At 39.8% G+C, this 25,485-nt stretch carries 28 protein-coding genes and 1 pseudogene; 23 read left to right on the forward strand and 6 right to left on the reverse strand.

The genetic code is table 11. The features are described 5' to 3' along the window. Positions 1-86 precede the first annotated feature (86 nt). Complete coding sequence (locus tag QM460_RS00585; RefSeq protein ID WP_061862933.1) at positions 87-758, forward strand: response regulator transcription factor; 672 nt, start codon at positions 87-89, stop codon at positions 756-758. Continuing rightward, entirely contained in the window at positions 751-2,085 is a 1,335-nt protein-coding gene (locus tag QM460_RS00590; RefSeq protein ID WP_414288808.1) for a sensor histidine kinase, read from the forward strand. Before QM460_RS00585 ends, QM460_RS00590 begins: the two co-directional genes overlap by 8 nt. A gap of 109 nt (positions 2,086-2,194) precedes the next feature. On the opposite strand, the gene QM460_RS00595 is transcribed toward QM460_RS00590, so the two are convergent. After that, positions 2,195-2,470, reverse strand: a complete 276-nt coding sequence (locus tag QM460_RS00595) for a DUF3270 family protein (protein WP_001145235.1) — start codon at positions 2,468-2,470, stop codon at positions 2,195-2,197. A gap of 138 nt (positions 2,471-2,608) precedes the next feature. Here QM460_RS00595 and QM460_RS00600 point away from each other — a divergent pair, with 138 nt between their 5' ends. The 9 genes from QM460_RS00600 (at position 2,609) to QM460_RS00640 (ending at position 10,707) form a co-directional block, all read left to right on the forward strand. Next, positions 2,609-3,538, forward strand: coding sequence for a peptidase U32 family protein (locus tag QM460_RS00600; RefSeq protein ID WP_414288810.1), 930 nt, complete (start codon positions 2,609-2,611; stop codon positions 3,536-3,538). 105 nt (positions 3,539-3,643) lie between these two features. After that, positions 3,644-4,327: a ribose-5-phosphate isomerase RpiA gene (rpiA, locus tag QM460_RS00605; RefSeq protein ID WP_045763755.1), complete on the forward strand. Its 684-nt coding sequence runs from the start codon at positions 3,644-3,646 to the stop codon at positions 4,325-4,327. A 37-nt stretch (positions 4,328-4,364) separates the two neighbouring features. Continuing rightward, positions 4,365-5,576, forward strand: a complete 1,212-nt coding sequence (locus tag QM460_RS00610; protein ID WP_414288812.1) for a phosphopentomutase — start codon at positions 4,365-4,367, stop codon at positions 5,574-5,576. A gap of 1 nt (position 5,577) precedes the next feature. Beyond that, positions 5,578-6,138: a DUF1697 domain-containing protein gene (locus tag QM460_RS00615; protein ID WP_414288814.1), complete on the forward strand. Its 561-nt coding sequence runs from the start codon at positions 5,578-5,580 to the stop codon at positions 6,136-6,138. Then, entirely contained in the window at positions 6,135-6,944 is an 810-nt protein-coding gene (locus QM460_RS00620; protein ID WP_000173180.1) for a purine-nucleoside phosphorylase, read from the forward strand. The genes QM460_RS00615 and QM460_RS00620 overlap by 4 nt, the downstream gene beginning before the upstream one ends. 4 nt (positions 6,945-6,948) lie before the next feature. After that, positions 6,949-8,184, forward strand: a complete 1,236-nt coding sequence (locus tag QM460_RS00625; protein WP_414288816.1) for a chloride channel protein — start codon at positions 6,949-6,951, stop codon at positions 8,182-8,184. Continuing rightward, positions 8,181-8,891 carry a type 1 glutamine amidotransferase gene (locus QM460_RS00630; protein WP_049527951.1) on the forward strand — a complete coding sequence of 237 codons (711 nt, stop codon included), beginning with the start codon at positions 8,181-8,183 and terminating at the stop codon, positions 8,889-8,891. The genes QM460_RS00625 and QM460_RS00630 overlap by 4 nt, the downstream gene beginning before the upstream one ends. A gap of 143 nt (positions 8,892-9,034) precedes the next feature. Beyond that, positions 9,035-9,745: a purine-nucleoside phosphorylase gene (gene deoD, locus QM460_RS00635; protein ID WP_045763751.1), complete on the forward strand. Its 711-nt coding sequence runs from the start codon at positions 9,035-9,037 to the stop codon at positions 9,743-9,745. A gap of 230 nt (positions 9,746-9,975) precedes the next feature. Beyond that, positions 9,976-10,707: an NAD-dependent protein deacylase gene (locus tag QM460_RS00640; protein WP_414288818.1), complete on the forward strand. Its 732-nt coding sequence runs from the start codon at positions 9,976-9,978 to the stop codon at positions 10,705-10,707. A 228-nt stretch (positions 10,708-10,935) separates the two neighbouring features. Here QM460_RS00640 and QM460_RS00645 read toward each other — a convergent pair whose 3' ends face one another. From QM460_RS00645 to coaA, 3 genes are all read right to left on the reverse strand, one after another. Beyond that, entirely contained in the window at positions 10,936-11,448 is a 513-nt protein-coding gene (locus QM460_RS00645) for a DNA topology modulation protein (protein WP_049527897.1), read from the reverse strand. Between the two features lie 65 nt (positions 11,449-11,513). Further along, positions 11,514-11,762, reverse strand: coding sequence for a 30S ribosomal protein S20 (gene rpsT, locus QM460_RS00650; protein WP_029689628.1), 249 nt, complete (start codon positions 11,760-11,762; stop codon positions 11,514-11,516). Positions 11,763-11,814: 52 nt separating this feature from the next. Next, positions 11,815-12,735: a type I pantothenate kinase gene (gene coaA / locus QM460_RS00655; protein WP_414288820.1), complete on the reverse strand. Its 921-nt coding sequence runs from the start codon at positions 12,733-12,735 to the stop codon at positions 11,815-11,817. A gap of 123 nt (positions 12,736-12,858) precedes the next feature. Between coaA and QM460_RS00660 the strand changes: the two genes are divergently transcribed. The 9 genes from QM460_RS00660 to QM460_RS00700 all read left to right on the forward strand — a co-directional run bounded on the left by QM460_RS00660 (position 12,859) and on the right by QM460_RS00700 (position 21,005). After that, positions 12,859-13,137 carry a 1,4-dihydroxy-2-naphthoate prenyltransferase gene (locus QM460_RS00660; RefSeq protein ID WP_414273350.1) on the forward strand — a complete coding sequence of 93 codons (279 nt, stop codon included), beginning with the start codon at positions 12,859-12,861 and terminating at the stop codon, positions 13,135-13,137. Positions 13,138-13,244: 107 nt separating this feature from the next. Continuing rightward, positions 13,245-13,835, forward strand: a complete 591-nt coding sequence (locus QM460_RS00665) for a class I SAM-dependent methyltransferase (RefSeq protein ID WP_281335462.1) — start codon at positions 13,245-13,247, stop codon at positions 13,833-13,835. Then, positions 13,832-15,115 carry a pyrimidine-nucleoside phosphorylase gene (locus QM460_RS00670; RefSeq protein WP_414288822.1) on the forward strand — a complete coding sequence of 428 codons (1,284 nt, stop codon included), beginning with the start codon at positions 13,832-13,834 and terminating at the stop codon, positions 15,113-15,115. The genes QM460_RS00665 and QM460_RS00670 overlap by 4 nt, the downstream gene beginning before the upstream one ends. Before the next feature lie 17 nt (positions 15,116-15,132). After that, positions 15,133-15,795: a deoxyribose-phosphate aldolase gene (deoC, locus tag QM460_RS00675; protein WP_414288823.1), complete on the forward strand. Its 663-nt coding sequence runs from the start codon at positions 15,133-15,135 to the stop codon at positions 15,793-15,795. Next, positions 15,782-16,171, forward strand: a complete 390-nt coding sequence (locus QM460_RS00680) for a cytidine deaminase (protein WP_414288825.1) — start codon at positions 15,782-15,784, stop codon at positions 16,169-16,171. The genes deoC and QM460_RS00680 overlap by 14 nt, the downstream gene beginning before the upstream one ends. A gap of 90 nt (positions 16,172-16,261) precedes the next feature. After that, positions 16,262-17,317 (forward strand): BMP family lipoprotein, encoded by a 1,056-nt coding sequence (locus tag QM460_RS00685; protein ID WP_414288827.1) that lies wholly within the window; start codon positions 16,262-16,264, stop codon positions 17,315-17,317. Positions 17,318-17,458: 141 nt separating this feature from the next. After that, positions 17,459-18,988 carry an ABC transporter ATP-binding protein gene (locus QM460_RS00690; RefSeq protein ID WP_414288829.1) on the forward strand — a complete coding sequence of 510 codons (1,530 nt, stop codon included), beginning with the start codon at positions 17,459-17,461 and terminating at the stop codon, positions 18,986-18,988. Then, on the forward strand, positions 18,988-20,046 hold the full coding sequence (locus QM460_RS00695; RefSeq protein ID WP_414288831.1) for an ABC transporter permease: 1,059 nt from the start codon (positions 18,988-18,990) through the stop codon (positions 20,044-20,046). Before QM460_RS00690 ends, QM460_RS00695 begins: the two co-directional genes overlap by 1 nt. Before the next feature lie 2 nt (positions 20,047-20,048). After that, positions 20,049-21,005: an ABC transporter permease gene (locus QM460_RS00700; protein WP_414288833.1), complete on the forward strand. Its 957-nt coding sequence runs from the start codon at positions 20,049-20,051 to the stop codon at positions 21,003-21,005. Positions 21,006-21,099: 94 nt separating this feature from the next. Here the strand turns inward: QM460_RS00700 and QM460_RS00705 are convergent. Continuing rightward, positions 21,100-22,375 (reverse strand): annotated as a pseudogene (locus tag QM460_RS00705) (MFS transporter). 63 nt (positions 22,376-22,438) lie between these two features. Further along, positions 22,439-23,080 carry a glycerol-3-phosphate 1-O-acyltransferase PlsY gene (gene plsY, locus QM460_RS00710; RefSeq protein ID WP_414288835.1) on the reverse strand — a complete coding sequence of 214 codons (642 nt, stop codon included), beginning with the start codon at positions 23,078-23,080 and terminating at the stop codon, positions 22,439-22,441. Between the two features lie 215 nt (positions 23,081-23,295). Between plsY and QM460_RS00715 the strand changes: the two genes are divergently transcribed. The 3 genes from QM460_RS00715 to QM460_RS00725 are packed head-to-tail and all read left to right on the forward strand — an operon-like array spanning position 23,296 to position 25,430. Further along, entirely contained in the window at positions 23,296-23,937 is a 642-nt protein-coding gene (locus QM460_RS00715; protein ID WP_006153198.1) for an amino acid ABC transporter permease, read from the forward strand. Positions 23,938-23,948: 11 nt separating this feature from the next. Then, positions 23,949-24,578, forward strand: coding sequence for an amino acid ABC transporter ATP-binding protein (locus tag QM460_RS00720; RefSeq protein ID WP_414288836.1), 630 nt, complete (start codon positions 23,949-23,951; stop codon positions 24,576-24,578). Positions 24,579-24,587: 9 nt separating this feature from the next. Then, on the forward strand, positions 24,588-25,430 hold the full coding sequence (locus tag QM460_RS00725; RefSeq protein WP_414288838.1) for an amino acid ABC transporter substrate-binding protein: 843 nt from the start codon (positions 24,588-24,590) through the stop codon (positions 25,428-25,430). Positions 25,431-25,485 lie beyond the last annotated feature (55 nt).

Genomic DNA, 25,485 nt, shown 5'->3' on the forward strand with positions numbered 1-25,485 from the left:
CTCAACTTTCTCTTGGAAAAACAAGGGAAGTTGAGTTTTTTTTAAGATATTTTTGCTATAATAGGTATAATAAGGAGGAATTTTTGATGATCAAAATTCTATTAGTGGAAGATGACCTAGGCCTGTCAAATTCAGTTTTTGATTTTTTGGATGATTTTGCGGATGTCATGCAGGTTTTTGATGGCGAAGAAGGTCTTTATGAGGCCGAAAGTGGTGTTTATGACTTGATTTTATTGGACTTGATGTTACCTGAGAAAAATGGGTTCCAAGTTTTAAAAGAATTGCGTGAAAAAGGGATTTCGACTCCTGTTCTGATCATGACAGCCAAGGAAAGTCTTGATGATAAGGGACATGGATTTGAGCTTGGGGCAGATGATTATCTAACAAAACCATTTTATCTAGAAGAGCTCAAGATGCGTATCCAAGCGCTGCTCAAACGTTCTGGTAAGTTCAATGAAAATACCCTCTCTTATGGTGATTTGACAGTTAATCTATCTACAAATGAAGTTAAAATCAATGATACTGTTGTGGAACTATTAGGTAAAGAATTTGATCTCTTGGTTTATTTCCTCCAAAATCAAAATGTGATCTTACCAAAAACACAAATTTTTGACCGTTTGTGGGGATTTGACAGTGACACAACCATCTCCGTGGTAGAAGTCTATGTATCAAAAGTTCGTAAGAAATTAAAGGGCTCAGTCTTTGCTGAAAACCTCCAAACCTTGCGTAGTGTTGGGTATATTTTAAAACATGTTTAAAAAAATTAAAAAGAATTGGTACGCAGAAGATTTCAGTTATTTTATCCGTAATTTTGGAGTATTTACTCTGATTTTCTCTGCTATGACCTTGATTATCTTGCAGGTTATGCACTCCAGTCTCTACACCTCAGTAGATGAGAAGCTTCTGTCTCTCAGTGGCAATCCTCAAGATGTTATCCAGTTGGCTGTGAATCGAGCAACAGATGAAGTCAAAGATCTCAATAGTCAATCCGTGACTCCATCAACGGATAAAAAACCAACGGTTAGTTCCAATACGGAAGTGATATTGCTAGATTCAAATTTGAATCAATTAGTGACTGGCAACCGCTTTTTAGGTCTTGATAAGATTACTTTTAATAAAAAGGATTTGAATCATATTCGACAACTTCATGTTCAGAATAGTTATGGTCAGGATGAGATTTACCGAGTGATTCTATCTGAAATAAATATCGATTCTGTCTCGACCAATATTAAGTATGCAGCGGTTTTGATAAATACCAGTCAGATAGAGCAAATTAGTCAAAATCATGAGCAATTAATCGTGGTAGTCATGGCTAGCTTCTGGATTTTATCCATTATTGCCAGCCTTTATCTTGCGCGTGTCAGTGTTAAACCTTTACTTGAAAGCATGCAAAAGCAACAGAGTTTTGTGGAAAATGCCAGTCATGAGCTACGAACTCCACTGGCTGTTCTCCAAAATCGTCTAGAAACTCTTTTCAGAAAACCTGAGGCAACCATTATGGAGTCAAGTGAGAGTATTGCCTCCAGTCTAGAAGAAGTTCGGAATATGCGCTTTTTAACGACTAATCTACTTAATTTAGCTCGTCGTGATGACGGTATTAAACCGGAGTTAGGAGAGGTAGAGCCAGACTTCTTTAACACAACCTTTACTAACTATGAAATGATTGCTTCTGAAAACAACCGTGCTTTTCATTTTGAAAATCGCATCCATCGAACCATCATAACAGATAAGCTGCTTCTTAAGCAGCTGATGACTATCTTGTTTGACAATGCTGTCAAGTACACAGAAGAAGAAGGAGATATTCATTTTGTCATTGCTACGACGGAGCGTAATCTCTATTTGTCAGTAGCTGATGATGGAATTGGTATTTCTGCAGTAGATAAAAAGAAAATTTTTGATCGCTTTTATCGAGTTGACAAGGCTCGTACTCGCCAAAAAGGTGGCTTTGGGTTAGGTTTGTCCTTAGCAAAGCAGATTGTCGATGCTTTAAAAGGAACCATCAGTGTTAAGGATAACAAACCACATGGTACGATTTTTGAAGTAAAAATCGCCATTCAAACACCATCCAAGCGTAAAAATAAATAAAAAAAGGCTGTGACTTGGAAAGCGGTAGACCAAGTATCGCTTTTCTAGTCGCAGCTCTTTAGCTATCGTAGAAAAAATAGGTCGGGACAAAAATCCCGACCTTTTGAATCTAATATAATTTCTTCTTAATCATTGAACGTTGAAAGTTTGATGCCGCTAAACTCAAGGCAATTGCTAGGCTAAAAGCCAGAACTGTATTAAACTTGAGGGCTAAAAAGATGAAGCTAAATAAGGCTAAAAAGACGCAAAAACAAGCAATGTTTACAAAGAAAAGAACTTCCTTCAAACTAGCAACGGAAGTGGTTTCTGGAACATAGTCTTGGTATAGCGTTGTTTGAGTTTCCTCTTCTTCAAACTCATACGATTGATATTTTCTTACGGGCATGATTCTCTCCTTAACAGTACTCTTTCATTTTACCATTTTTCAAGAAAAAAATTATTACAGTAAGGTTACAAAAAGAATAAGTAAATTTATCATTTTAGGGAATAGCTGATTTTTCAGAAATGTGGTATAATTTTTCTTATGGAAAAGATTATTATTACAGCAACTGCTGAAAGAATTGAACAAGTAAAAGAATTACTAGAGGCGGGAGTTGACCGCATCTATGTCGGTGAGAAAGATTTTGGACTTCGCCTACCAAAGACTTTTTCTTATGATGAACTGAGAACCATCGCTAGTCTGGTTCATGATGCAGGTAAGGAATTGATCGTAGCGGTCAATGCCCTCATGCACCAAGACATGATGGACCGTATCAAGCCATTCTTGGACTTTCTAGAGGAAATCAAGACCGACTACATCACTGTTGGAGATGCAGGTGTCTTTTATGTGGTAAACCGTGATGGTTATTCTTTTAAAACCATCTATGATGCCTCAACCATGGTAACAAGCAGCCGTCAGATCAATTTCTGGGGACAAAAGGCTGGCGCTTCTGAGGCAGTTTTAGCCCGTGAAATTCCATCTGCAGAGCTCTTTAAAATGCCTGAAATTTTGGAAATTCCTGCTGAAATTTTGGTCTATGGAGCAAGCGTTATCCACCACTCTAAGCGTCCACTCTTGCAGAATTACTATAATTTTACTCAGATTGATGATGAAAAAACACGTCAACGCGACCTCTTCTTAGCAGAGCCTAGTGATCCAGATAGCCATTACTCAATTTTTGAAGACAATCATGGAACTCACATTTTTGCCAATAACGACCTCGATTTGATGACCAAATTGCCAGAGTTGGTGGAGCATGGTTTCACTCATTGGAAACTAGAAGGACTTTATACTCCAGGGCAAGATTTTGTTGAGATTGCAAAACTCTTCATCCAAGCCCGTAGCTTGATTCAAGAGGGAAGCTTTACGCATGACCAAGCCTTCTTGTTGGATGAGCAAGTCCGTAAACTCCATCCAAAAAATCGTTTCCTTGACACAGGATTTTATGACTACGATCCTGACATGGTAAAATAAGAATCAAAAACCCGAAATAAAATGTTCGGGTTTTTCTAGTGCAAGGATGAATTTAAAGCGTATTCATGTTATAATAAAAGTAGCTTTTTGTTTGGAGGTGTTTAAGTGGAAAATCTGAAAAAAATAGCAGGCATCAAGGCTGCTGAGTTCGTAACCGACGGAATGGTTGTAGGACTTGGAACAGGCTCGACTGCCTATTATTTCGTAGAGGAAATCGGACGTAGAATTAAAGAAGAAGGACTTCAAATTACAGCCGTAACGACCTCGAGTGTAACGACAAAACAGGCACAAGGATTAAATATCCCACTTAAGTCGATTGACGAGGTGGATGAGGTTGATGTGACTGTTGATGGAGCTGATGAGGTAGATCGCCAGTTTAATGGTATCAAAGGAGGCGGTGGGGCGCTTCTAATGGAAAAAGTAGTTGCGACACCAACCAAACAGTATATCTGGGTGGTAGATGAGAGCAAGATGGTTGAGAAACTTGGCGCTTTCAAACTACCTGTCGAAGTTGTCCAATACGGAGCAGAACAGGTTTTCCGTCGTTTTGAAAAAGCTGGTTATAAGCCAAGTTTTCGTGAAAAAGATGGCCAACGTTTTGTGACGGATATGAAAAATTTCATCATTGATCTTGATTTAGGTGTTATTGAAGACCCGATTGCTTTTGGTCATCAACTGGATCTTCAGGTCGGTATTGTTGAGCACGGTTTATTTAATCAAATGGTTGATAAAGTGATTGTTGCAGGGCAAGCTGGCGTTCAGGTTTTAACTTCAACAAAAGGGAAATAATCAAAATAATCAAAATAATCAAAAAAGGAGACACACTATGCCAAAATTTAATCGTATTCACTTGGTGGTACTCGATTCTGTAGGAATCGGTGCAGCACCAGATGCTAATAACTTTGTCAATGCAGGGGTTCCAGATGGAGCTTCTGATACACTTGGCCATATTTCAAAATCAGTTGGTTTGAATGTTCCTAACATGGCTAAGATTGGTCTTGGGAACATCGAGCGTGAGACAGCCCTTAAAACGGTTCCCGCAGAAGCAAATCCTAGTGGTTACTACACTAAACTTGAGGAAGTTTCACTAGGTAAAGACACCATGACAGGTCACTGGGAAATCATGGGCCTCAATATCACTGAACCTTTCGATACTTTCTGGAATGGATTCCCAGAAGAAATCCTTACAAAGATTGAAGAATTTTCAGGTCGTAAAGTAATCCGTGAAGCAAACAAACCTTACTCAGGAACTGCTGTTATCGATGATTTTGGACCACGTCAAATGGAAACAGGCGAGTTGATTATCTATACGTCAGCTGATCCAGTTCTTCAAATCGCGGCCCACGAAGACATTATTCCTTTGGATGAACTCTATCGTATTTGTGAGTACGCTCGTTCGATTACATTGGAACGTCCAGCTCTTCTAGGTCGTATCATTGCACGTCCTTATGTTGGTGAGCCTGGAAACTTCACACGTACTGCAAATCGTCGTGACTTGGCTGTATCACCATTTGCTCCAACAGTTTTGGACAAACTAAACGAAGCAGGCATTGATACCTATGCGGTTGGTAAGATCAACGATATCTTCAACGGTGCTGGGGTGAACCATGATATGGGTCACAATAAGTCAAATAGCCACGGTATGGATACCTTGATTAAGACCATGGGACTTGCTGAGTTTGAAAAGGGGTTCTCATTTACCAACTTGGTAGACTTTGATGCTCTCTATGGTCACCGTCGCAATGCCCACGGCTACCGCGATTGCTTGCACGAGTTTGACGAACGCTTGCCAGAACTTATCGCAGCTATGCGTGAAGATGATCTACTCATGATTACTGCTGACCATGGTAATGACCCTACTTATGCAGGTACAGACCATACTCGTGAATACATTCCACTTTTGGCCTACAGTCCATCACTAAAAGGAAATGGACACCTACCAATCGGTCATTTTGCTGATATTTCTGCGACAATCGCTGATAACTTTGGCGTTGATAAGGCTATGATTGGTGAAAGCTTCTTAGATAAATTGGTTTAAGATGACTCGCTTGGCATTACTGGTTAGAGGGATCAATGTCGGTGGAAAACATAAGGTGGTCATGGCCCAGCTTCGTCAAGAATTGACAGGGTTGGGATTGGAAAATGTTGAAACCTACATCAATAGTGGCAATATTTTCTTTGATACTAGCATGCCTAGAACTCAGTTGGTTGAGAGGCTACAGGCTTTCTTTGACAAGCATTATCCATTTATCCAACATTTTTCCTTGTTAAGTCAAGAAGATTACGAAGAGGAGCTTAGAACTCTTCCGGAATGGTGGTTCCAAGAAATGGCTCGAAAGGATGTTCTCTTTTATACTGAGGGACTGGATACCAAGCAAGTCATCGAGAAAGTCGAAAGTATGGAACTGGTAGATGAAGTGCTTCATTTCGGGAAAATGGGAATCTTCTGGGGCAAATTCTCAGAAGAAACCTATAGCAAAACAGCCTATCACAAGTACCTGCTTAAGATGCCTTTCTATCGTAATATTACGATTCGAAATGCAAAAACCTTTGACAAAATCGGTCAATTTTTAAAAGATTATGAAGGAGACAGACAATGACATTATTAGCAAAAATCAATGAAACAGCTGCTTTCTTAAAAGAAAAGGGAGTAGAAGCACCAGAGTTCGGCTTGATTCTTGGATCAGGACTTGGCGAACTTGCTGAAGAAATCGAAAATCCAGTCGTTGTAGACTACGCTGAAATTCCAAACTGGGGACGTTCGACTGTTGTTGGACACGCTGGAAAATTGGTCTACGGTGAGCTTGCAGGACGTAAGGTTTTAGCACTTCAAGGACGCTTTCATTTCTATGAAGGGAACCCACTAGAGGTGGTGACTTTCCCAGTTCGTGTTATGAAAGTTTTGGGCTGTGAAGGTGTGATTGTGACCAACGCTGCTGGTGGTATCGGCTTTGGTCCTGGTACTTTGATGGCTATCACTGACCACATCAATATGACAGGCCAAAACCCTCTAATCGGTGAAAACTTAGATGACTTCGGTCCACGTTTCCCAGACATGTCAAAAGCCTACACTCCAGAATATCGTGCTACAGCTCATGCAGTTGCTGAAAAACTTGGTGTTAAACTTGATGATGGTGTTTATATCGGTGTAACTGGTCCAACGTATGAAACTCCAGCTGAAATCCGTGCTTATAAAACACTTGGTGCTGATGCTGTCGGAATGTCAACTGTTCCAGAAGTTATCGTTGCAGCACACTCTGGCTTGAAGGTTCTTGGTATTTCATGTATTACCAACTTTGCTGCTGGTTTCCAAGAAGAACTCAACCACGAAGAAGTGGTAGAAGTGACCGAACGTGTCAAAGGCGACTTTAAAGGCTTGCTGAAAGCGATTCTTGCAGAATTGTAATGTTATGAGAGTACGACTCCAAAGTATTCCCTATGGACTGAGAGTGCTTCTAGCCACTTTATCATTAGGAATAGGGACGGGTCTGGTCGGAATTGCCTGTCATTATCTACTAGAAGGGGTGCAAGGGCTGGCCTTTGGCCAAGATAAGTCGGATTTACTCCAGCAATTTCAAGAAGCTGGAGGTCTCCGTAGATTTTTGGTCTTATGTGTGACTGGGTGTTTGTCAGCTGGCTTCTGGTATGTCCTGCAAAAGCGTTATATGATTCTGTCTATTCGCCAGCAAATTAACTTAGCTGGAGACAGGGAACCAGCGCCCTTAGCCCACCTCCTTCATGCAGGGATGCAGGTTGCGATTGTCGGAGCAGCTGCATCGGTCGGAAAAGAAGGAGCACCACGTGAGGTCGGGGCTCTTCTAGCTGGTCGCTTAGCGAAAGGTTTTTCTCTAGCCCTCAAAGAGCGAAAAGTCTTGATTGCCTGTGGTGCTGGAGCTGGTTTAGCTGCGGTCTATCAAGTTCCCTTTGCCAGTAGCTTGTTCGTCTTTGAGACCTTAGGACTCGCCTACAGTTGGCAGAACCTTCTACTGGTTTTGACCAGCACTTATCTGGCCACCTGGGTCGCTCAGTCCATCATTGGTCAGGAGGCTATTTATCACCTGTCCGCAGTCTCATGGTCGGCTAGCAGTTTCTTTCAGGCTATTGTGATTGCTTTCTTGGTCACTCCCTTGGCTCTGGTCTTTGCTTTCCTCGCCAAGCGGGCTAGTCACAAACGGCGGAAGAATGGGTCGATTCTTTGGGCTCTTCCGCTAGCCTTTCTAGTGCTGGGGGGCCTAGCAATCTTTTTCCCTATCTTTATGGGAAATGGCCAGATACTAGCACAAGCCCTCTTGTCTAGCCAGTCGATTCCTTATCTTCCACTGGCTCTTGCAGTGAAGGGGATTCTGGTTTATCTCCTCTTGCGCAATGGTGCTTATGGGGGAACTTTAACACCATCATTTGCCTTAGGGATTGGCTCTGGCTACCTAGTGACCTTGCTTTTGACAACAGTTGGGATTCATCTAGATCCTGCTCTAGGGATGTTACTAGGAGCGACCGTCTTTTTAGGGACGACCTTAAAAGCTCCTCTGACAGCTATTGCCCTGAGCCTTGGATTTACAGGCCAAACTTGGAGTTTGACAATTCCGCTTGTACTTGCGGCTGGTCTGTCTTACGTGATTCGAAAGAGATGGGAGAAGAAACGATGAAGGTACATTTTGTACTGCATGAAACCTTTGAAGTGCCGGGCGCTTATCTAAAATGGGCGCAGGAGCGTGGCCATCAAGTGACTACGACTAAGGTCTACGAAAAAGAGTCTCTTCCGGAAACTGTTGACGGAATTGATTTTCTGATTGTTATGGGTGGTCCTCAATCTCCTGATGAGGATAGAGAAAAATTCCCATATTATGATCCAAAGGCAGAGATTGAGCTGATTCAAAAGGCTATGAAGGCAGATCGTTATATTGTTGGTGTCTGTCTTGGTGCTCAACTCTTGTCTGTTGCTTATGGCGCAGAGTATGAACATAGTCCAGAGCGTGAGATTGGTGTTTTTCCAATAACGCTAACTGAAGCTGGATTAAAAGACAATCATGTCAAAGTTTTTGGACCGACTCTAAATACAGGACACTGGCATGGCGATATGCCAGGATTGACAGAAGATGCTGTCGTCCTTGCGACCAGTCAAGGCTGTCCACGTCAAATTATTCGCTTTAGTCCTAAACACTATGCCTTCCAAGCTCATTTGGAATTTGATCCAGAAGCAGTAGAGCTCTTAATTGCTGCGGATGGTGAAGAAGTTTTGGAAGAACAAAGTCAAAAATTGACCTACGTTCAAAAGCCTGGAGTTATTCGTGCATATGATTATCAAGAAATGAATGTAAAACTCTATGCCTTTTTGGATTCATTAACAAATTAAAAATAACAGAAAGGTAGAGCATGTGTTCAGATTTGAACACGAGCGGAAAGCTCGGAAAATAGATAATCTGACTGTGAAATCAGGATTTCTCGTCAGATTCCTAATTTTCAGTCGCTTTCTGGTCGCTCTTTGTATCATAAACTATGTCTATCCATATTGCTGCTAAGCAGGGTGAAATTGCTGATAAAATTCTTCTTCCTGGGGATCCTCTTCGTGCGAAGTTTATCGCTGAGAATTTTCTTGAAGATGCTGTATGCTTCAATGAAGTTCGTAACATGTTTGGTTACACTGGAACTTACAAGGGCCATCGTGTATCTGTCATGGGAACAGGGATGGGAATGCCATCAATCTCCATCTATGCGCGTGAATTGATTGTCGATTACGGTGTGAAAAAATTGATCCGTGTCGGAACTGCTGGTTCTTTGAATGAGGATGTTCATGTTCGTGAATTAGTTTTGGCACAAGCAGCTGCAACCAACTCAAACATCATCCGCAATGACTGGCCTCAATATGATTTTCCACAAATCGCTAGCTTTGATTTGCTAGATAAAGCCTACCATATTGCCAAAGACCTTGGCATGACCACTCACGTCGGAAATGTTTTGTCTTCAGATGTTTTCTACTCAAACTACTTTGAAAAAAATATCGAACTTGGTAAATGGGGAGTCAAGGCTGTAGAAATGGAAGCAGCGGCGCTGTACTATCTTGCTGCCCAACACCATGTGGATGCTCTTGCTATCATGACGATTTCAGATAGTTTGGTTAATCCAGATGAAGATACAACTGCAGAAGAGCGCCAAAATACTTTCACAGATATGATGAAGGTTGGTCTAGAAACCTTGATTGCAGACTAAAGTTAGATTCCATTCATGTGATTACTCTTGTTCTCAAAATGATAAGCATGTTCATTGCTTCAATCTTCTAATAGATGAGAATAAGGACTTTGAAGAAAGTCAAATTGTGTCAAAGGATCAAAAGTAGTCAGTTTAACATTTAAATCATAATCAAATAAAGTTGAAAGCCTAGTTGACAGAAGCTAAAGGTTTTCAACTTTTTTAGAACAAAAAACTTAAGGAGGGGTGAAATGGATAAGACTGAACAATTACAGGAACTGATAGATAAAAGTCAAAGAATTGTCTTTTTCGGTGGTGCAGGGGTTTCAACAGAGTCTAATATTCCTGATTTTCGAAGTTCTGATGGTGTTTATAGTCTTAAGTTGGGGCGCCATTTTACTGCCGAGCAACTGGTTTCACGCACCATGTTTGAACGCTATCCAGAGGATTTTTTTGATTTCTACAAAAAGTATCTCGTCTATCCGGATGCTAAGCCAAATTTAGCACATGATTATCTAGCGTCGTTAGAAAAAACAGGTAAATTAAAGTCGATTGTGACGCAAAATATTGATAGCTTGCATGAAATGGCTGGTTCTGAAAAAGTTTTGAAACTGCATGGTAGTGCAGATCGTAATTACTGTTTGGGCTGTCATCGATTTTATGATTTGAATGCATTTTTGGCACTTGAAGGTTCAGTTCCCCACTGCTTAGATTGTGGTAAGGTGGTCAAACCTGACGTAACCCTTTATGAGGAACCTCTGGATATGGATGTTTTTAGTCGAGCAGCCCAAGTCATTCAGCAAGCAGATTTATTGATTATTGGAGGAACTTCCTTAGTCGTTTATCCTGCAGCTAGCCTAATCAATTATTTTTCAGGGTCAAATCTTGTCGTTATCAACAAGTCCAGTACTCCTCAAGACAGCCAAGCTGATTTAGTTATCGAAGGTAAGATCGGAGAAGTTTTTTCCAAATTGAGACAATAAAAAACTGAAAGAAGTAGGACTATACTTCCTTCAGTTTTTTGTATCACGAACTCAGAAACTATGAACACGATTCTCTTCATTTCTAGGGAATCTTATATTTGATTTATAAATTGCTCGAGTTATTTTTAATTGTTGAATAAATGGAAAAAAGGAAGATTTTCTGGATGAAAATCTTCCTTTTTTAGTCAATCAGTACATGCTGATTTTAATGAAATGCTACTATATTGTTTACTTTTTTAAAGATCGCAAAAAACGATCAATCTCTGCTTGAGAATGGAGAATACGCATCTTTTCTGGGTAAGTATTGTTTAAGTATTGGTATCTATCCTTAGCATTTTTTGTTCGTCCATCCCAGAGAATCCAACGGATAAATTCCCAGTTGAATTGCTCGGGACATCCCGCAGCCATACTTTCTCTGACTTTTCCTCTATATTTTAAATAACGCTTAAAGGCTCTTAGCAAACAAGTCCAAGCCGAGAAATTTAAAAAGATAATCTGGTCAGCTTGCTCCATTCTTTCCTCATAGCAACACCAAGAGTAGTTGCCATCAATGACCCAATTTTTGTTTTTGGATAAAAAGTCCCTCATTTCCTTAAGCATCCAGTCACGGTCACTGTCCTGCCAACCAGGCTGAAATTGAAGTGTATCCATGTGAAGTTTTGGAATGGAGTAGTGCTTAGATAGTTTTTCAGCAAGAGTAGATTTACCTGATCCTGAATATCCGATGATAGCTATTTTCATAATGACCTCCAGAAAAATGTGCACAAAAAAAGCTCCGAAGAGCTCATTTTGTATGCAGTTAAAGATTAACCAAGTTTAGCTGCAAGACGTGCTTTATCACGGCTAGCTTTGTTTTTGTGGATCAAACCTTTAGTTTCTGCTTTATCGATAGCTGAGCTGGCAGCACGGTAAAGTTCTTCAGATGGGTTTGCTTCAAAAGCTTTGATAGCAGTACGCATAGCTGATTTTTGAGCTGAGTTCTTTTCGTTTTGTTTAACGTTCAATTCAGCGCGTTTGATAGCTGATTTAATGTTTGCCAATGTTCTTACCTCCATTTTTACTAACTATACCATTATATCTGAAAACTTACGTTTTGACAAGGGAAAATTATTTTTTTAAGTAAATTTCATCAATTTCGTGATTTTTAGATTTATGGAGAATGACCTCGGCACGATTTCGTGTCGGTTCAATGTAATTTTGGAGATTGGTGAGGTTGATACTGGTCCAAACTTGGTGAGCAAAATCCTTGACTTCACTAAGAGGAAGTTGAGTGAAACGGTAGTAATAGCTACTTGGATCATCTTGAGCAAAGCTAAGGAGTTTTAAGAATCGATCCAAATACCAACTTTCAATGTCTTCGACAGCGGCATCTACATAGATTGAAAAATCAAAGAAATCAGTAATATATAGACGATCATTATGAGGGTTTTGGAAAACATTGATTCCCTCAACAATGACAAAATCAGCAGCTTCTACTCGTTGTTTTTGACCCGGCACTATATCATAAATTTCATGGGAATAAACAGGTATATCAACATCCTGACCATTTTTGAGTTGGTCTAGAAAATTAAGCAAAGCTTCCATATCGTAGCTCTCAGGAAAACCTTTACGATTAAGGATATCTTGCTCAATTAAGACACTATTTGGGTATAAAAAACCATCTGTAGTAACTAGTTCAACACTTGCTCCAGGAACGATACGAGACAGTAAAATTTGCAAGAGCCGACTAGTGGTTGACTTACCTACGGCAACACTTCCTGAAACTCCAATAATAAAGGGCTGTTTTTTGCTCTCTCTTTGAAGGAAAATGCCTTTTGAGAAGGCAAGGTCTTCTTTGGAACGTTTGTAAATCTGAATCAGATGTGCTAGTGGCAGATAGATATCTGTAACGTCTTGAAGGCTAATCTGGTCATTGAAACTCTTAATAGAATCTAACTCTTCCTCGGTCAAGGGAGGAGTTGTTTTGCGATGCAAGGATTGCCAAGTTTCGCGGCTTATCCTTTCAAAATGTAAAAATTCGTTGGTCATACTATATCCTCGTTTGATATCTTAGTATACCATATTTTAGAAAGAATAACCATCTGACCAATTGAGAAAAAGCGCTTTCTTTGTTAAAATATAAGGGGGAAAACCTATAAAGGAGGTGCTAAGATGAAAGCTGGATTAAGAGAAAATACGCTGGGTTTGTTCAGCCTATTTGTTATTTTTTTATGGTTATCACCAAACTGGGTGAATTTCTCCTTTACGATAGGAACTCAGAGTTATAACTGGACCACTTTTGTTTTGTTTATCTTATTACCCCTCATAGGTCTTGGCTACCTTGTGCTAGCTTTCTTTAAACGAAAGTGTTGGCTCTTCTTTTTTGGTCTTGCTTGCATTTTTGCTTTTCCGATTACCATGGCAGTTGGGAGCTTTTTACTAGGTCCCTAATGTTAATCCGAATTTATATTATTTTTGAGAAAATACAATGTGATGTGAGGGCTTGATACCTTTGTAAACGATTTACAATTTAAGTCAAATTATGGTAAAATAGTATCATGAGTAAAATGTATTATGCAGAAAATCCAGATGCAGCCCATGATATTCATGAGCTTAGAGTTGAGCTACTTGGGCAAAAGATGACCTTTTTGACAGATGCTGGTGTCTTTAGTAAAAAAATGATTGACTTTGGAAGTCAGTTGTTGTTAAGATGTCTAGATATTGAAAAAGGTGAAAAAATTCTTGATGTTGGTTGTGGCTATGGTCCGATAGGTTTGTCTTTGGTTAAGGCTTATGGTGCCCAAGCAACGATGGTGGATATCAACAATCGTGCCCTGGATTTAGCCCAGCAAAATGCAGTAAAAAACAAGGTTCAAGCGACTATCTTCCAGTCTAATATTTATGAGCAGGTAGAAGGACAATTTGACCATGTCATTTCCAATCCACCTATACGCGCTGGCAAGCAAGTAGTCCACGAAATCATTGAGAAAAGTATAGACTTTTTAGTAGATGGTGGGGATTTGACGATCGTTATTCAGAAAAAACAAGGAGCTCCTAGTGCCAAAAGCAAGATGGAAGAAATCTTTGGCAATTGCGAGGTTGTAAAGAAAGATAAGGGATATTATATCCTTAGAAGTGTGAAAGAATGAGAGCAGTAGATCTAATCCAGAAAAAAAGAGACGGGCAAGAACTCAGTTCGAACGAAATCCAATGGTTGATTGAAGGCTATGTCGCAGGAACTGTTCCTGACTACCAGATGTCAGCATTTGCCATGGCAGTTTACTTCCAAGGAATGACCACGAGAGAAATTTCTGATTTAACCATGAATATGGTTAAGACAGGTCAGGAGTTTGATTTGTCTGCTATAGATGGTGTGAAGGTTGATAAACACTCTACGGGTGGTGTTGGTGACAAGGTAACTTTAATCCTAGCACCCTTGGTAGCCAGTTTTGATGTCCCAGTAGCCAAGATGAGTGGTAGAGGTTTGGGGCATACCGGTGGTACTATCGATAAATTAGAATCCATCAAAGGTTTTCAGATTGAACGCAGTCAGGATGAATTTATCAAACAAGTTCAAGAAATTGGAGTTTCAGTTATTGGTCAGTCGGATCAACTAGTTAAGGCGGATAAACTTCTCTATGCCCTTCGGGATGTTACGGCAACAGTTGATACCATTCCTTTGATTGCAAGTTCGGTTATGAGTAAAAAAATTGCAGCTGGAGCTGATGCTATCTTACTTGATGTAACGGTCGGTGAAGGTGCCTTTATGAAAACAGTCGACGAGGCACGCCAACTGGCTCAAACCATGGTAAACCTTGGTAAGGCTGTAGGTCGTAAGACAGTAGCAGTTATTACTGATATGAGTCAACCTTTGGGACGTGCCATTGGTAATCGTTTAGAAATCCTAGAAGCTCTGGAAATTCTTCAAGGTAAAGGCCGTCAAGATATTAGCCACTTTATCTGTGAGTTGGCCCAGATTATGTTATCATTAGCAAATGTTGAAAAAACTATTGAGGAAGTAAGGCAACATCTTGAAAATGGTAAGGCTCTCAAGAAATTTGAAGAGATGGTTCTAGCTCAGGGTGGAGACCTAGAAGACCTCTATCGTCCAGTAAAAGTTGACCATGTAGTTGATATTCCTGCTCAAGAAGACGGACTTATCGCAGAACTTCCAGCCATGGAGTTTGGTCTTTTTGCTATGAGATTGGGTGCTGGTCGTGCCGTTAAAACAGATGCTCTTAACTATGAGACAGGTATCGTTTTTGAGAAGAAAGTTGGAGAATCAGTCAAAAAGGGTGAAATTGTCGCAAAAGTATATACAAATGGGAAAATTTCTCCGGAACTAGTTACAGATTTCCAAAATTATGTTAAAATTAAGATAAGTGATGAAGCGATCAAAACGCGTGAAATCATTGAAATCATCTCCTAATTTAAGGAAAAACCGAAATGAAATTAAATAAATACATTGATCATACGCTTTTAAAGCAAGATGCTACCGAACAGCAAATCGATCGTTTGTTATCTGAAGCAAGAGAGTACGATTTTGCCAGTGTTTGTGTCAATCCTTGCTGGGTTTCGCATGCAAGAACTGCACTCGTAGATACTGATGTCAAGGTTTGTACAGTAGTAGGATTCCCGCTTGGAGCTACAACTTCAGCAGTCAAAGCTTATGAAACCAAAGAAGCAATCCAAAATGGTGCTGACGAAATTGATATGGTTATCAATGTTGGTGCACTCAAATCAGGAAATGCTGCATTAGTTGAGTCAGATATTCGAGCTGTTGTTGAAGCAAGCGGAGACAAACTTGTTAAGGTTATTATCGAGGCTTGTTTGTTAACTGATGAAGAAAAAGTTCTAGCTTGTCAGCTAGCTCAGAAGGCAGGGGCAGACTTTGTCAAGACTTCTACTGGTTTCTCAACAGGTGGAGCGACTTTGCCAGATGTTCAATTAATGCGTCAGACAGTTGGTCCTGATATGGGGGTTAAGGCTGCTGGTGGAGCTCGTTCTTATGTAGATGCAGTAGCCTTTGTTGAAGCTGGAGCTACTCGTATCGGAACATCTTCTGGTGTAGCAATCTTAAAAGGAGAGTTAGCAGATGGCGACTACTGAGTTGATTGACTTAGCGATTGAGACTAGTAAAAACGCCTATGTACCCTATTCACATTTTCCGATTGGTGCTGTTTTGGTTGCCAAGGACGGCAGTATCTATACAGGGGTTAACATTGAAAATGCTAGTTTCTCTTTGACTAACTGTGGCGAAAGGACTGCTATCTTTAAGGCAGTTTCTGAAGGACAACGAGATTTTTCAGAATTGATTGTCTATGGGGAAACTGAGAAACCTATTTCGCCTTGCGGTGCTTGCCGACAGGTTATGGTCGAATTTTTTAAACCAGATCTAAAGGTGACTCTAGTTGCCAAAGATAAATCGACGGTCGAGATGACGGTCGGGGAATTACTTCCATACTCATTTACAGACTTGCAATAGTCTGTGTCACTCTTTGAGTGACAAGGGTCCTTGTGGCCAATCAATCCATACTTGCAACTTCGTTGCGCATCTTATTTAGGAGGTTCAGTAATGAACAAGAAACAATGGCTAGGCCTTGGTCTAGTTGCAGTAGCAGCATTTGGACTTGCTGCATGTGGTAATCGCTCTTCTCGTAACGCGTCTTCATCTTCTTCTGATGTGAAGACTAAAGCAGCTATCGTTACAGATACAGGTGGTGTTGATGATAAATCATTCAACCAATCAGCTTGGGAAGGTCTTCAAGCTTGGGGTAAAGAACACAACCTTTCAAAAGACAATGGTTACACTTACTTCCAATCAACAAGTGAAGCTGACTACGCTAACAACTTGAACCAAGCAGCTGGAAGCTACAACTTGATCTTCGGTATTGGTTTTGCACTTAAAAATGCAGTTGCTGATGCTGCCAATGAACATACAGATAAAAACTATGTTTTGATTGACGATGTAATTAAAGATCAAAAGAACGTTGCAAGTGCTACTTTTGCTGATAATGAAGCAGCTTACCTTGCAGGTGTCGCAGCAGCTAAAACTACTAAAACAAAACAAGTTGGTTTTGTAGGTGGTATGGAATCTGAAGTTATCTCACGTTTTGAAGCTGGTTTCAAAGCAGGTGTTGCCTCTGTCGATTCATCAATCAAAGTACAAGTAGACTATGCTGGCTCATTTGGTGATGCTGCTAAAGGTAAAACAATCGCTGCAGCTCAATACGCAGCTGGTGCTGACGTAGTTTACCAAGTAGCTGGTGGTACTGGTGCAGGTGTTTTCTCAGAAGCTAAATCTTTGAATGAAAGCAAAAATGAAAGCGAAAAAGTTTGGGTTCTTGGTGTAGACCGTGACCAAGCAGAAGAAGGTAAATACACTTCTAAAGATGGTAAAGAATCAAACTTCGTACTTGCTTCTACTTTGAAACAAGTTGGAACAACAGTTCAAGACCTTGCAAATAAAGCAGAAAAAGGTGAATTCCCTGGTGGTCAAGTTATCGTTTACTCATTGAAGGATAAAGGGGTTGATCTAGTAACAACTAACCTTTCTGAAGAAGGTAAAAAAGCTGTTGAAGATGCAAAAGCTAAAATCCTAGATGGCAGCATCAAAGTTCCTGAAAAATAATAGATAAAAGTCATTTCTTAGGGGAGCGGCCTGTGGCCGCTTCTTTAAGAATTGAGACAAATTGTTTTGTCTCAATAGAGCTTGCTAAATTTCTTTAGCAGGTTTTATTGAAATAAAATAAAACTCTGAAAGGAAGAGCACATGGCACACGAAAATGTCATTGAGATGCGTGAAATTACCAAAGTTTTCGGTGAATTTGTCGCTAACGACAAGATTAACCTTGAACTTCGTAAAGGTGAAATTCATGCACTTTTAGGAGAAAATGGAGCTGGGAAGTCCACTCTTATGAACATGCTAGCAGGGCTTCTAGAACCAACTAGTGGTGAAATTGTGGTCAACGGTCAAGTTGTAAAATTAGACTCGCCATCAAAAGCAGCTAGCTTAGGAATTGGGATGGTTCACCAGCACTTTATGTTGGTTGAAGCTTTCACAGTTGCTGAAAATATCATTTTGGGAAGTGAATTGACCAAAAATGGTGTCCTAGATATTGCTCGAGCAACTCGAGAAATTAACGAACTATCGGAGCGTTATGGTCTTGCTGTGGATCCTTCAGCCAAAGTAGCAGATATCTCTGTTGGTGCTCAACAACGTGTTGAAATATTGAAGACACTTTATCGTGGTGCCGATATTCTTATCTTTGACGAACCAACTGCCGTTTTGACGCCGTCAGAAATCGATGAGTTGATGGCTATCATGAAGAACCTGGTCAAAGAAGGCAAATCCATTATCTTGATTACCCACAAGTTGGATGAAATTCGTGCAGTTTCTGACCGCGTTACAGTTATCCGTCGTGGGAAATCAATCGAAACAGTTGAAATTGCTGGTGCAACTAATGCTGACTTGGCAGAAATGATGGTGGGACGTTCTGTTTCCTTCAAAACTGAGAAGCAAGCACCACAACCTAAAGAAGTCGTTCTTTCCATCAAAGACTTGGTTGTTCATGAAAACCGTGGCGTTCCTGCTGTTAAAAATCTTTCACTCGATGTTCGAGCTGGTGAGATTGTCGGAATTGCCGGAATTGATGGGAATGGTCAGTCTGAATTGATCCAAGCTATCACAGGACTTCGTAAGATTGAGTCTGGTAGTGTGGAATTGAAAGGCCAGTCCATTGTAGGATTGCATCCACGTCAAATTACTGAACTGAGCGTTGGTCACGTTCCGGAAGACCGTCACCGTGATGGTTTGGTTTTGGAAATGATGATTTCTGAAAATATCGCTCTTCAAACCTACTATAAAGAACCTCTTAGCAAGAAGGGAATTTTAAATTATACGAATATCCTTGACTATGCGAAAAAATTAATGCAGGAGTTTGATGTTCGTGCTGCTAGTGAGATTGTTCCAGCTTCTGCCCTTTCTGGAGGAAATCAACAAAAAGCAATCATCGCTCGGGAGATTGATCGAAATCCGGATCTCCTCATCGTTAGCCAACCAACTCGTGGTTTGGACGTCGGTGCCATTGAGTACATTCACAAACGCTTGATTCAAGAACGTGATAATGGGAAAGCTGTCCTTGTAGTCAGCTTTGAACTAGATGAGATTCTAAATGTCTCAGATAGAATCGCTGTTATCCATGATGGTAAGATTCAAGGGATTGTAACGCCAGAAACAACCAACAAGCAAGAACTTGGTGTCTTGATGGCTGGTGGTGAATTGGAAAAAGGAGAAGAGTGATGTCTAAAAAATTACAACAAATTTCGGTTCCCTTGATTTCTGTTATCCTTGGAATCTTGCTTGGAGCCATCGTCATGTGGATTTTTGGCTACGATGCTATTTGGGGTTATGAAGAGTTGTTCTACACAGCCTTTGGTAGTGTTCGTGGAATCGGTGAAATTTTCCGTGCAATGGGGCCATTAGTCTTGATTGCTCTTGGATTTGCAGTTGCGAGTCGTGCTGGCTTCTTTAACGTTGGTCTTCCAGGACAAGCACTCGCTGGTTGGGTTATGAGTGGTTGGTTCGCTCTTTCAAATCCAGATTTGCCACGTCCATTGTTGATTCTTGCGACAGTTGTCATTGCGCTAGTGGCTGGAGGAATCGTTGGTGCTATTCCTGGTATTTTAAGGGCCTATCTGGGAACATCTGAAGTTATCGTAACCATCATGATGAACTATATTGTTCTCTATACAAGTAACGCCTTTATTCACTCTTTCCCAAAAGATATCATGCAAAGTACAGACTCATCTATCCGAGTAAGTGCAAACGCAACCTATCAAACACCTTGGCTTGCTGAGTTAACAGGTAACTCTCGTATGAATATTGGGATTTTCTTTGCCATTATTGCAGTAGCAGTTATTTGGTTCTTGCTTAAGAAGACAACTCTCGGTTTTGAAATCCGTGCAGTTGGTCTCAATCCAAATGCTTCTGAATACGCTGGTATTTCAGCGAAACGTACCATTATTCTATCAATGATTATTTCTGGTGCCCTTGCAGGACTTGGTGGAGCAGTAGAAGGACTTGGTACCTTCCAAAACGTCTACGTTCAAGGTTCATCATTGGCAGTTGGATTTAATGGTATGGCGGTAAGTCTGCTTGCTGCAAACTCACCAGTTGGAATTCTATTTGCAGCCTTTCTTTTCAGTGTTCTTCAAGTAGGTGCTCCTGGTATGAATGCTGCACAAGTACCATCTGAGCTTGTAAGTATCGTTACAGCCTCAATTATCTTCTTTGTCAGCGTTCACTACATCATCGAACGCTTTGTCAAACCAAGAAAACAACTTAAAGGAGGTAAATAAGGATGTCGATTACAACAATGTTAACCCTTATGGTTTCTTCAATGTTGATTTACTCAGCACCACTTATTTTCACAAGTATCGGAGGAGTTTTCTCTGAGCGTGGTGGAGTTGTTAACGTTGGTCTTGAAGGAATCATGGTCATGGGTGCCTTTTCTGGAGTTGTTTTTAACCTTGAATTTGCACAAGATTTAGGAGCGGCGACACCTTGGTTGGCTCTTCTAGTTGGTGGATTGGTTGGAGCTATCTTTTCACTGATTCACGCAGTAGCTACAATTCATTTCCGTGCTGACCATGTTGTCAGTGGTACCGTACTTAACTTGATGGCTCCAGCCTTGGCAGTCTTCTTGGTGAAGGTACTTTATAACAAGGGACAAACGGATAACTTAACGCAAACTTTTGGACGTTTTGATTTCCCTCTTTTGGCTAATATCCCAGTTATCGGAGATATCTTCTTCAAGTCAACAAGTTTACTTGGTTACCTAGCAATTGCCTTCTCATTCTTAGCATGGTTTGTCCTTTTTAAAACGCGCTTTGGACTTCGCCTCCGTTCAGTTGGTGAACACCCACAAGCAGCAGATACTTTGGGGATTAATGTCTACAAGATGAGATATCTTGGAGTTGTGATTTCAGGTTTCCTTGGAGGAATCGGTGGAGCTATCTACGCTCAGTCAATTTCCGTTAACTTCTCAGTTACAACCATCGTTGGGCCTGGATTTATCGCACTTGCTGCTATGATCTTCGGTAAATGGAATCCTGTTGGTGCTATGCTTTCAAGTCTCTTCTTTGGACTATCACAAAGTTTAGCAGTTATCGGTTCTCAACTTCCTTTCTTGCAAGGAGTTCCAGCCGTTTACTTGCAAATTGCACCATATCTTTTGACCATTGTCGTACTAGCAGCCTTCTTTGGTAAAGCTGTTGCACCGAAAGCAGATGGTATCAACTATATCAAATCTAAATAAACAAAAAAGCGTCGGTTTGAAACTGACGCTTTATTTTATCAAGAATTATACCTCGTAAAGATATCAAAAGGGTTTTTTCACTTACAATTATTAATCACTTTGAACTTGCTTTTAAAAGGTTGAAAATGCGAGGTAGTAGGAACATCGTATAGATTAGAAGGCAAGTACCGCCAACAATAAAGATGACCCCACCATTTACTTCTTGTTGGAATAAATAAGTAAATACAAGTGTCCCTATTGGCATAATAGAGGTATTGAGTGTAAATAAGGTACTCATAACTCTGCCTAAAAATTTAGTTTCAATGGTACTTTGAAGGTAGGTCATGACAACAATATTTAAGATAACCAGAGTAAATGCGATGATTCCCATGAATAAACCACCAAGAGTTGAAATAAAGATTTGAGACTGGGTTGTTGAAAATGTTACTCCTAAACCAATAATCGCAATGATTAGAAGAAAAAGAGGGAAGCTGATTTTATTAGAGAGGAGTTTGTTTTCTTTTTTGTCCGGTAGTAGTGACATGGAAATACTAGCTAGCAGCATTCCAATTGCTGACATAGTTTCAAGGATTCCAATGGTTGCATTATCTAAGAGGAGCTGTTCTTTGACTACAAATGGGACTCCAATACTGATAGAGGTGTAGAAGAAGTTAAGAACGACACTCACAAGAATGATGTATTTAACAATCTGATTTTCTTTTAAAAAGTGAATAATTTCTTTAACTCCATACAGTTGTTTTTCCAGTTTTTTTGTTCGCCGTTTCAGGCTCTTCATACTCGTAGTAAAATTTCATAGTGAGCAGAACTCCTAAGGATAGAAAGTTTGCAAGGATTTCGATAAGAATAAAACCTGCAAAACCAATCCAACTATAAAAAATAACTCCGATAGCTGGAGAAAGCATAGTTGCAATAGCGATGGCGGTCTGTGTAACAGAACTTAATCGTTGAATTTTTCTGTCATTGACTAATTCATGAATAGAAGCTGAATAACAAGTGTCACTGATATTGACTGTGATAGAGTGGAGTACGACGAATGGAATCACCAGATACAAGATACTAGATGAATCCGTTAAAAAATAGAAGGCGTAAAAGAAGAGAAAGATAAGCATCCGAAAAATGAAATTAAAGGTTAGAATCTTTTTATGGTTGTACTTATCTACTATATTGCCAATAGGTACCAAGAAAATCAAACTAACTAAAGGATAAATAATCATATTTATCCCAAAACTCATAGCAGATTTTGTTTGGTCCAGTAACATCAAACCTAAAGCAAAATTGAATGCTTTACCACTCAGCGAACCGATGAAGTTACTGATAAAATCTTTAATGATTTGCTGGTTAGACTCACGGTCACTAATACTATGTTGCATACTATTTCTTCCTTAATCTTTGAGTGGTAGTAGAGCTAGATTCTCAAAAACTTTTTCTCTCAATCATTTTTTAGGTTCTTGGTGTGTGAGGTTTAAGCCCCAGGGAACAAGATTTTCTGTTTTATTACGAATACGATTGATGTTATCCTTATGGCGAATGATAATTAAGCTTGCGAGGGCTAGGATAATCACTACAAATAATAAATCGTAACTTGGCAGTAGGAAACCGATAAGTGGAAAGAGGATCACCCCAAGTACAGCAGCGAGGGCAGAAGTAACACTAGAGAGAGAAATCATACTGCCTAGATAAAGAGTGCCGAAGAAAACAACTGCTAGATAGAGGCAAAATAGAGGAGCAAATCCGAAAATGACTCCAGCACTAGTTGCGACAGCTTTTCCTCCTTTAAAGCTTGCAAATACTGGGAAGGTATGCCCAATCACAGCTAAAAGGCCAAAGACTAGAGGTGAAACTCCTTGAACATGAAAGATAAGTGGGAGTAAGGTTGCGATGGTTCCTTTGAAAAAGTCAATCACGAAGGTTGCCATACCCGCTTTCTTACCTAAGATTCGAAAGGTATTGGTCGTTCCAGTATTACCAGAACCATGTTCTCTTAGATTAATCTTAAAGAAGATTTGCCCGATCCACAGTCCTGAAGGGATAGAACCCAATAAATAAGCTAAAATTAATAATACTATTGTCATCATGCTTCTATTATACCATGAAATAGGAGAGAAACGGAAAGGAATCTTTTCTCAAATTGTGACATCTGATACTTTATGTAAGTAGAAAATTTATATTATGAATACTATTGTTCGGAAATTAAGGCTAAAGTTTTAAAAATTCATGGAAATTTCTGAAAATCCTTGATTTTGTGTTTATTTATGCTATAATAGGAACAATTATTTTTAGGAGGTGGAATATGTCTTACTTATTCGAGATATTGCCAAGTTTATTGAGCGGTGCGACAATGACTTTACAAGTTTTTGCACTGGTCTTGCTTTTTTCAATCCCTTTAGGCATTTTGGTTGCCTTTTGCTTACAGGTCCATTGGAAACCCCTCCATTACATGATTGATATCTATATCTGGGTGATGCGCGGGACACCCTTACTCTTGCAACTAATTTTTATTTATTATGTCCTTCCAAGTATTGGGATTCGTTTAGATCGTGTGCCTGCAGCGATTATTGCCTTCACGCTTAATTATGCAGCCTATTTTGCTGAAATTTTCCGTGGAGGGATTGCAACCATTCCTCAGGGGCAGTACGAAGCAGCTAAGGTTTTGAAATTTAATCCTATTGATACCGTTCGTTATATCATTTTGCCACAGGTGACCAAGATTGTCTTACCAAGTGTATTTAATGAGGTTATGAGTTTGGTTAAGGATACTTCTTTGGTTTATGCACTCGGTATTTCAGATTTAATCCTAGCCAGTCGTACTGCAGCCAATCGTGATGCTAGCTTGATTCCAATGTTTCTAGCAGGTGCTATTTATCTGCTTATGATTGGTATCGTTACAATCCTAGCTAAGAAACTTGAGAAGAAGTTCAGCTACTATAGATAGGGGAGTTATCCATGTTAGAGTTAAGAAATATCAGCAAAAAATTTGGAAAAAAAGAAATTTTATCCAATTTCAGTTTAACAATTCCTGAAAAGCAGATTTTGGCTATCGTTGGTCCTTCTGGTGGTGGAAAGACAACCTTACTTAGAATGTTAGCTGGACTTGAGACCATTGATTCAGGAGAGATCTTTTATAATGGAGAATCCCTACCTCTGGATGAACTTGAAAAGCGTCACTTGTTAGGTTTTGTTTTTCAAGATTTTCAGCTATTTCCTCACTTATCCGTTATGGAAAATTTGATTTTGTCACCTATCAAGACTATGGGGATTTCTGAAGCAGATACAAAGAAGAAGGCAATCAACTTACTCACTCGTCTTGGTCTCGAAGCTCACGCAGATGCTTATCCATACTCATTATCTGGTGGTCAAAAGCAACGGGTTGCCTTAGCACGTGCAATGATGATAGATCCTGAGGTGATTGGTTATGACGAACCAACTTCGGCTCTTGATCCAGAGTTGCGTCTCGAAGTTGAAAAACTGATTTTACAAAATCGAGACTTAGGCATGACGCAGATTGTCGTGACCCACGACCTCCAGTTTGCAGAGAATATTGCTGACCAGATTCTCAAAGTAGAGCCTAAGTAGGAGGTGTCTATGAATCGAAAGAAAATCAGCCTTGTTTTGGTATTCTTTCTTGCTTTTTTCCTTGTAGGATGCACACAAAAAGCTAGCAATCCTAAAGTAGATAATTGGGAAAAATACCAACAACAAGGAACAATTACTATCGGATTTGACAATACTTTTGTTCCTATGGGATTTGAAGAAAAGAATGGGCAATATGTTGGATTTGATATTGATTTAGCCCAAGCCGTTTCTGAGAAACTGGGGTTCAAGGTACAGTTTCAACCCATTGATTGGGATATGAAAGAAACAGAACTTCAAAACGGCACTATTGATGCTATCTGGAATGGATATTCAGCAACAGATGAACGCCGTGAAAAGGTTGCTTTTACCATTCCTTATATGGAGAATCAGCAGGTTCTCGTCTCTAAAAAATCTCAAAATATCCAGTCGGTTTCGGATATGAAAGATAAAATTTTGGGAGCCCAAGCGGGTTCTTCTGGTTATCTAGATTTTGAAGCTCAACCTGACCTGTTGAAAAATATCGTAAAAGATCAAAAAGCAAACCAGTATCAGAGCTTTAATGAAGCCTTGATTGACTTGCAAAATGATCGGATTGATGCTCTTTTAATTGACCGTGTTTATGCCAATTATTATCTTAAAACGGAAGGGATATTAGACCAGTATGAGATTTTCCCAGCTGGTTTTGAGAGTGAGTCTTTTGCAGTTGGAGTAAGACCAGCGGATAAGACCTTATTAGACAATTTAAACAAAGCTTTTGTGGAACTATATCAAGAAGGAAAATTCCAAGAAATTAGCCAAAAATGGTTTGGTGAAGATATTGCAACAAGTCAAGTTAAAGGAAAAGAAAACTGAGACTCTCGTCTTGGTTTCTTTTTTTAGGGTGGAAATGAGTGATTTTTTACTAAAT

Origin of the sequence: Streptococcus infantis (assembly GCF_047464415.1) — a bacterium.
In the GTDB taxonomy this organism is placed as follows: Bacteria; Bacillota; Bacilli; order Lactobacillales; family Streptococcaceae; genus Streptococcus; species Streptococcus infantis_AE.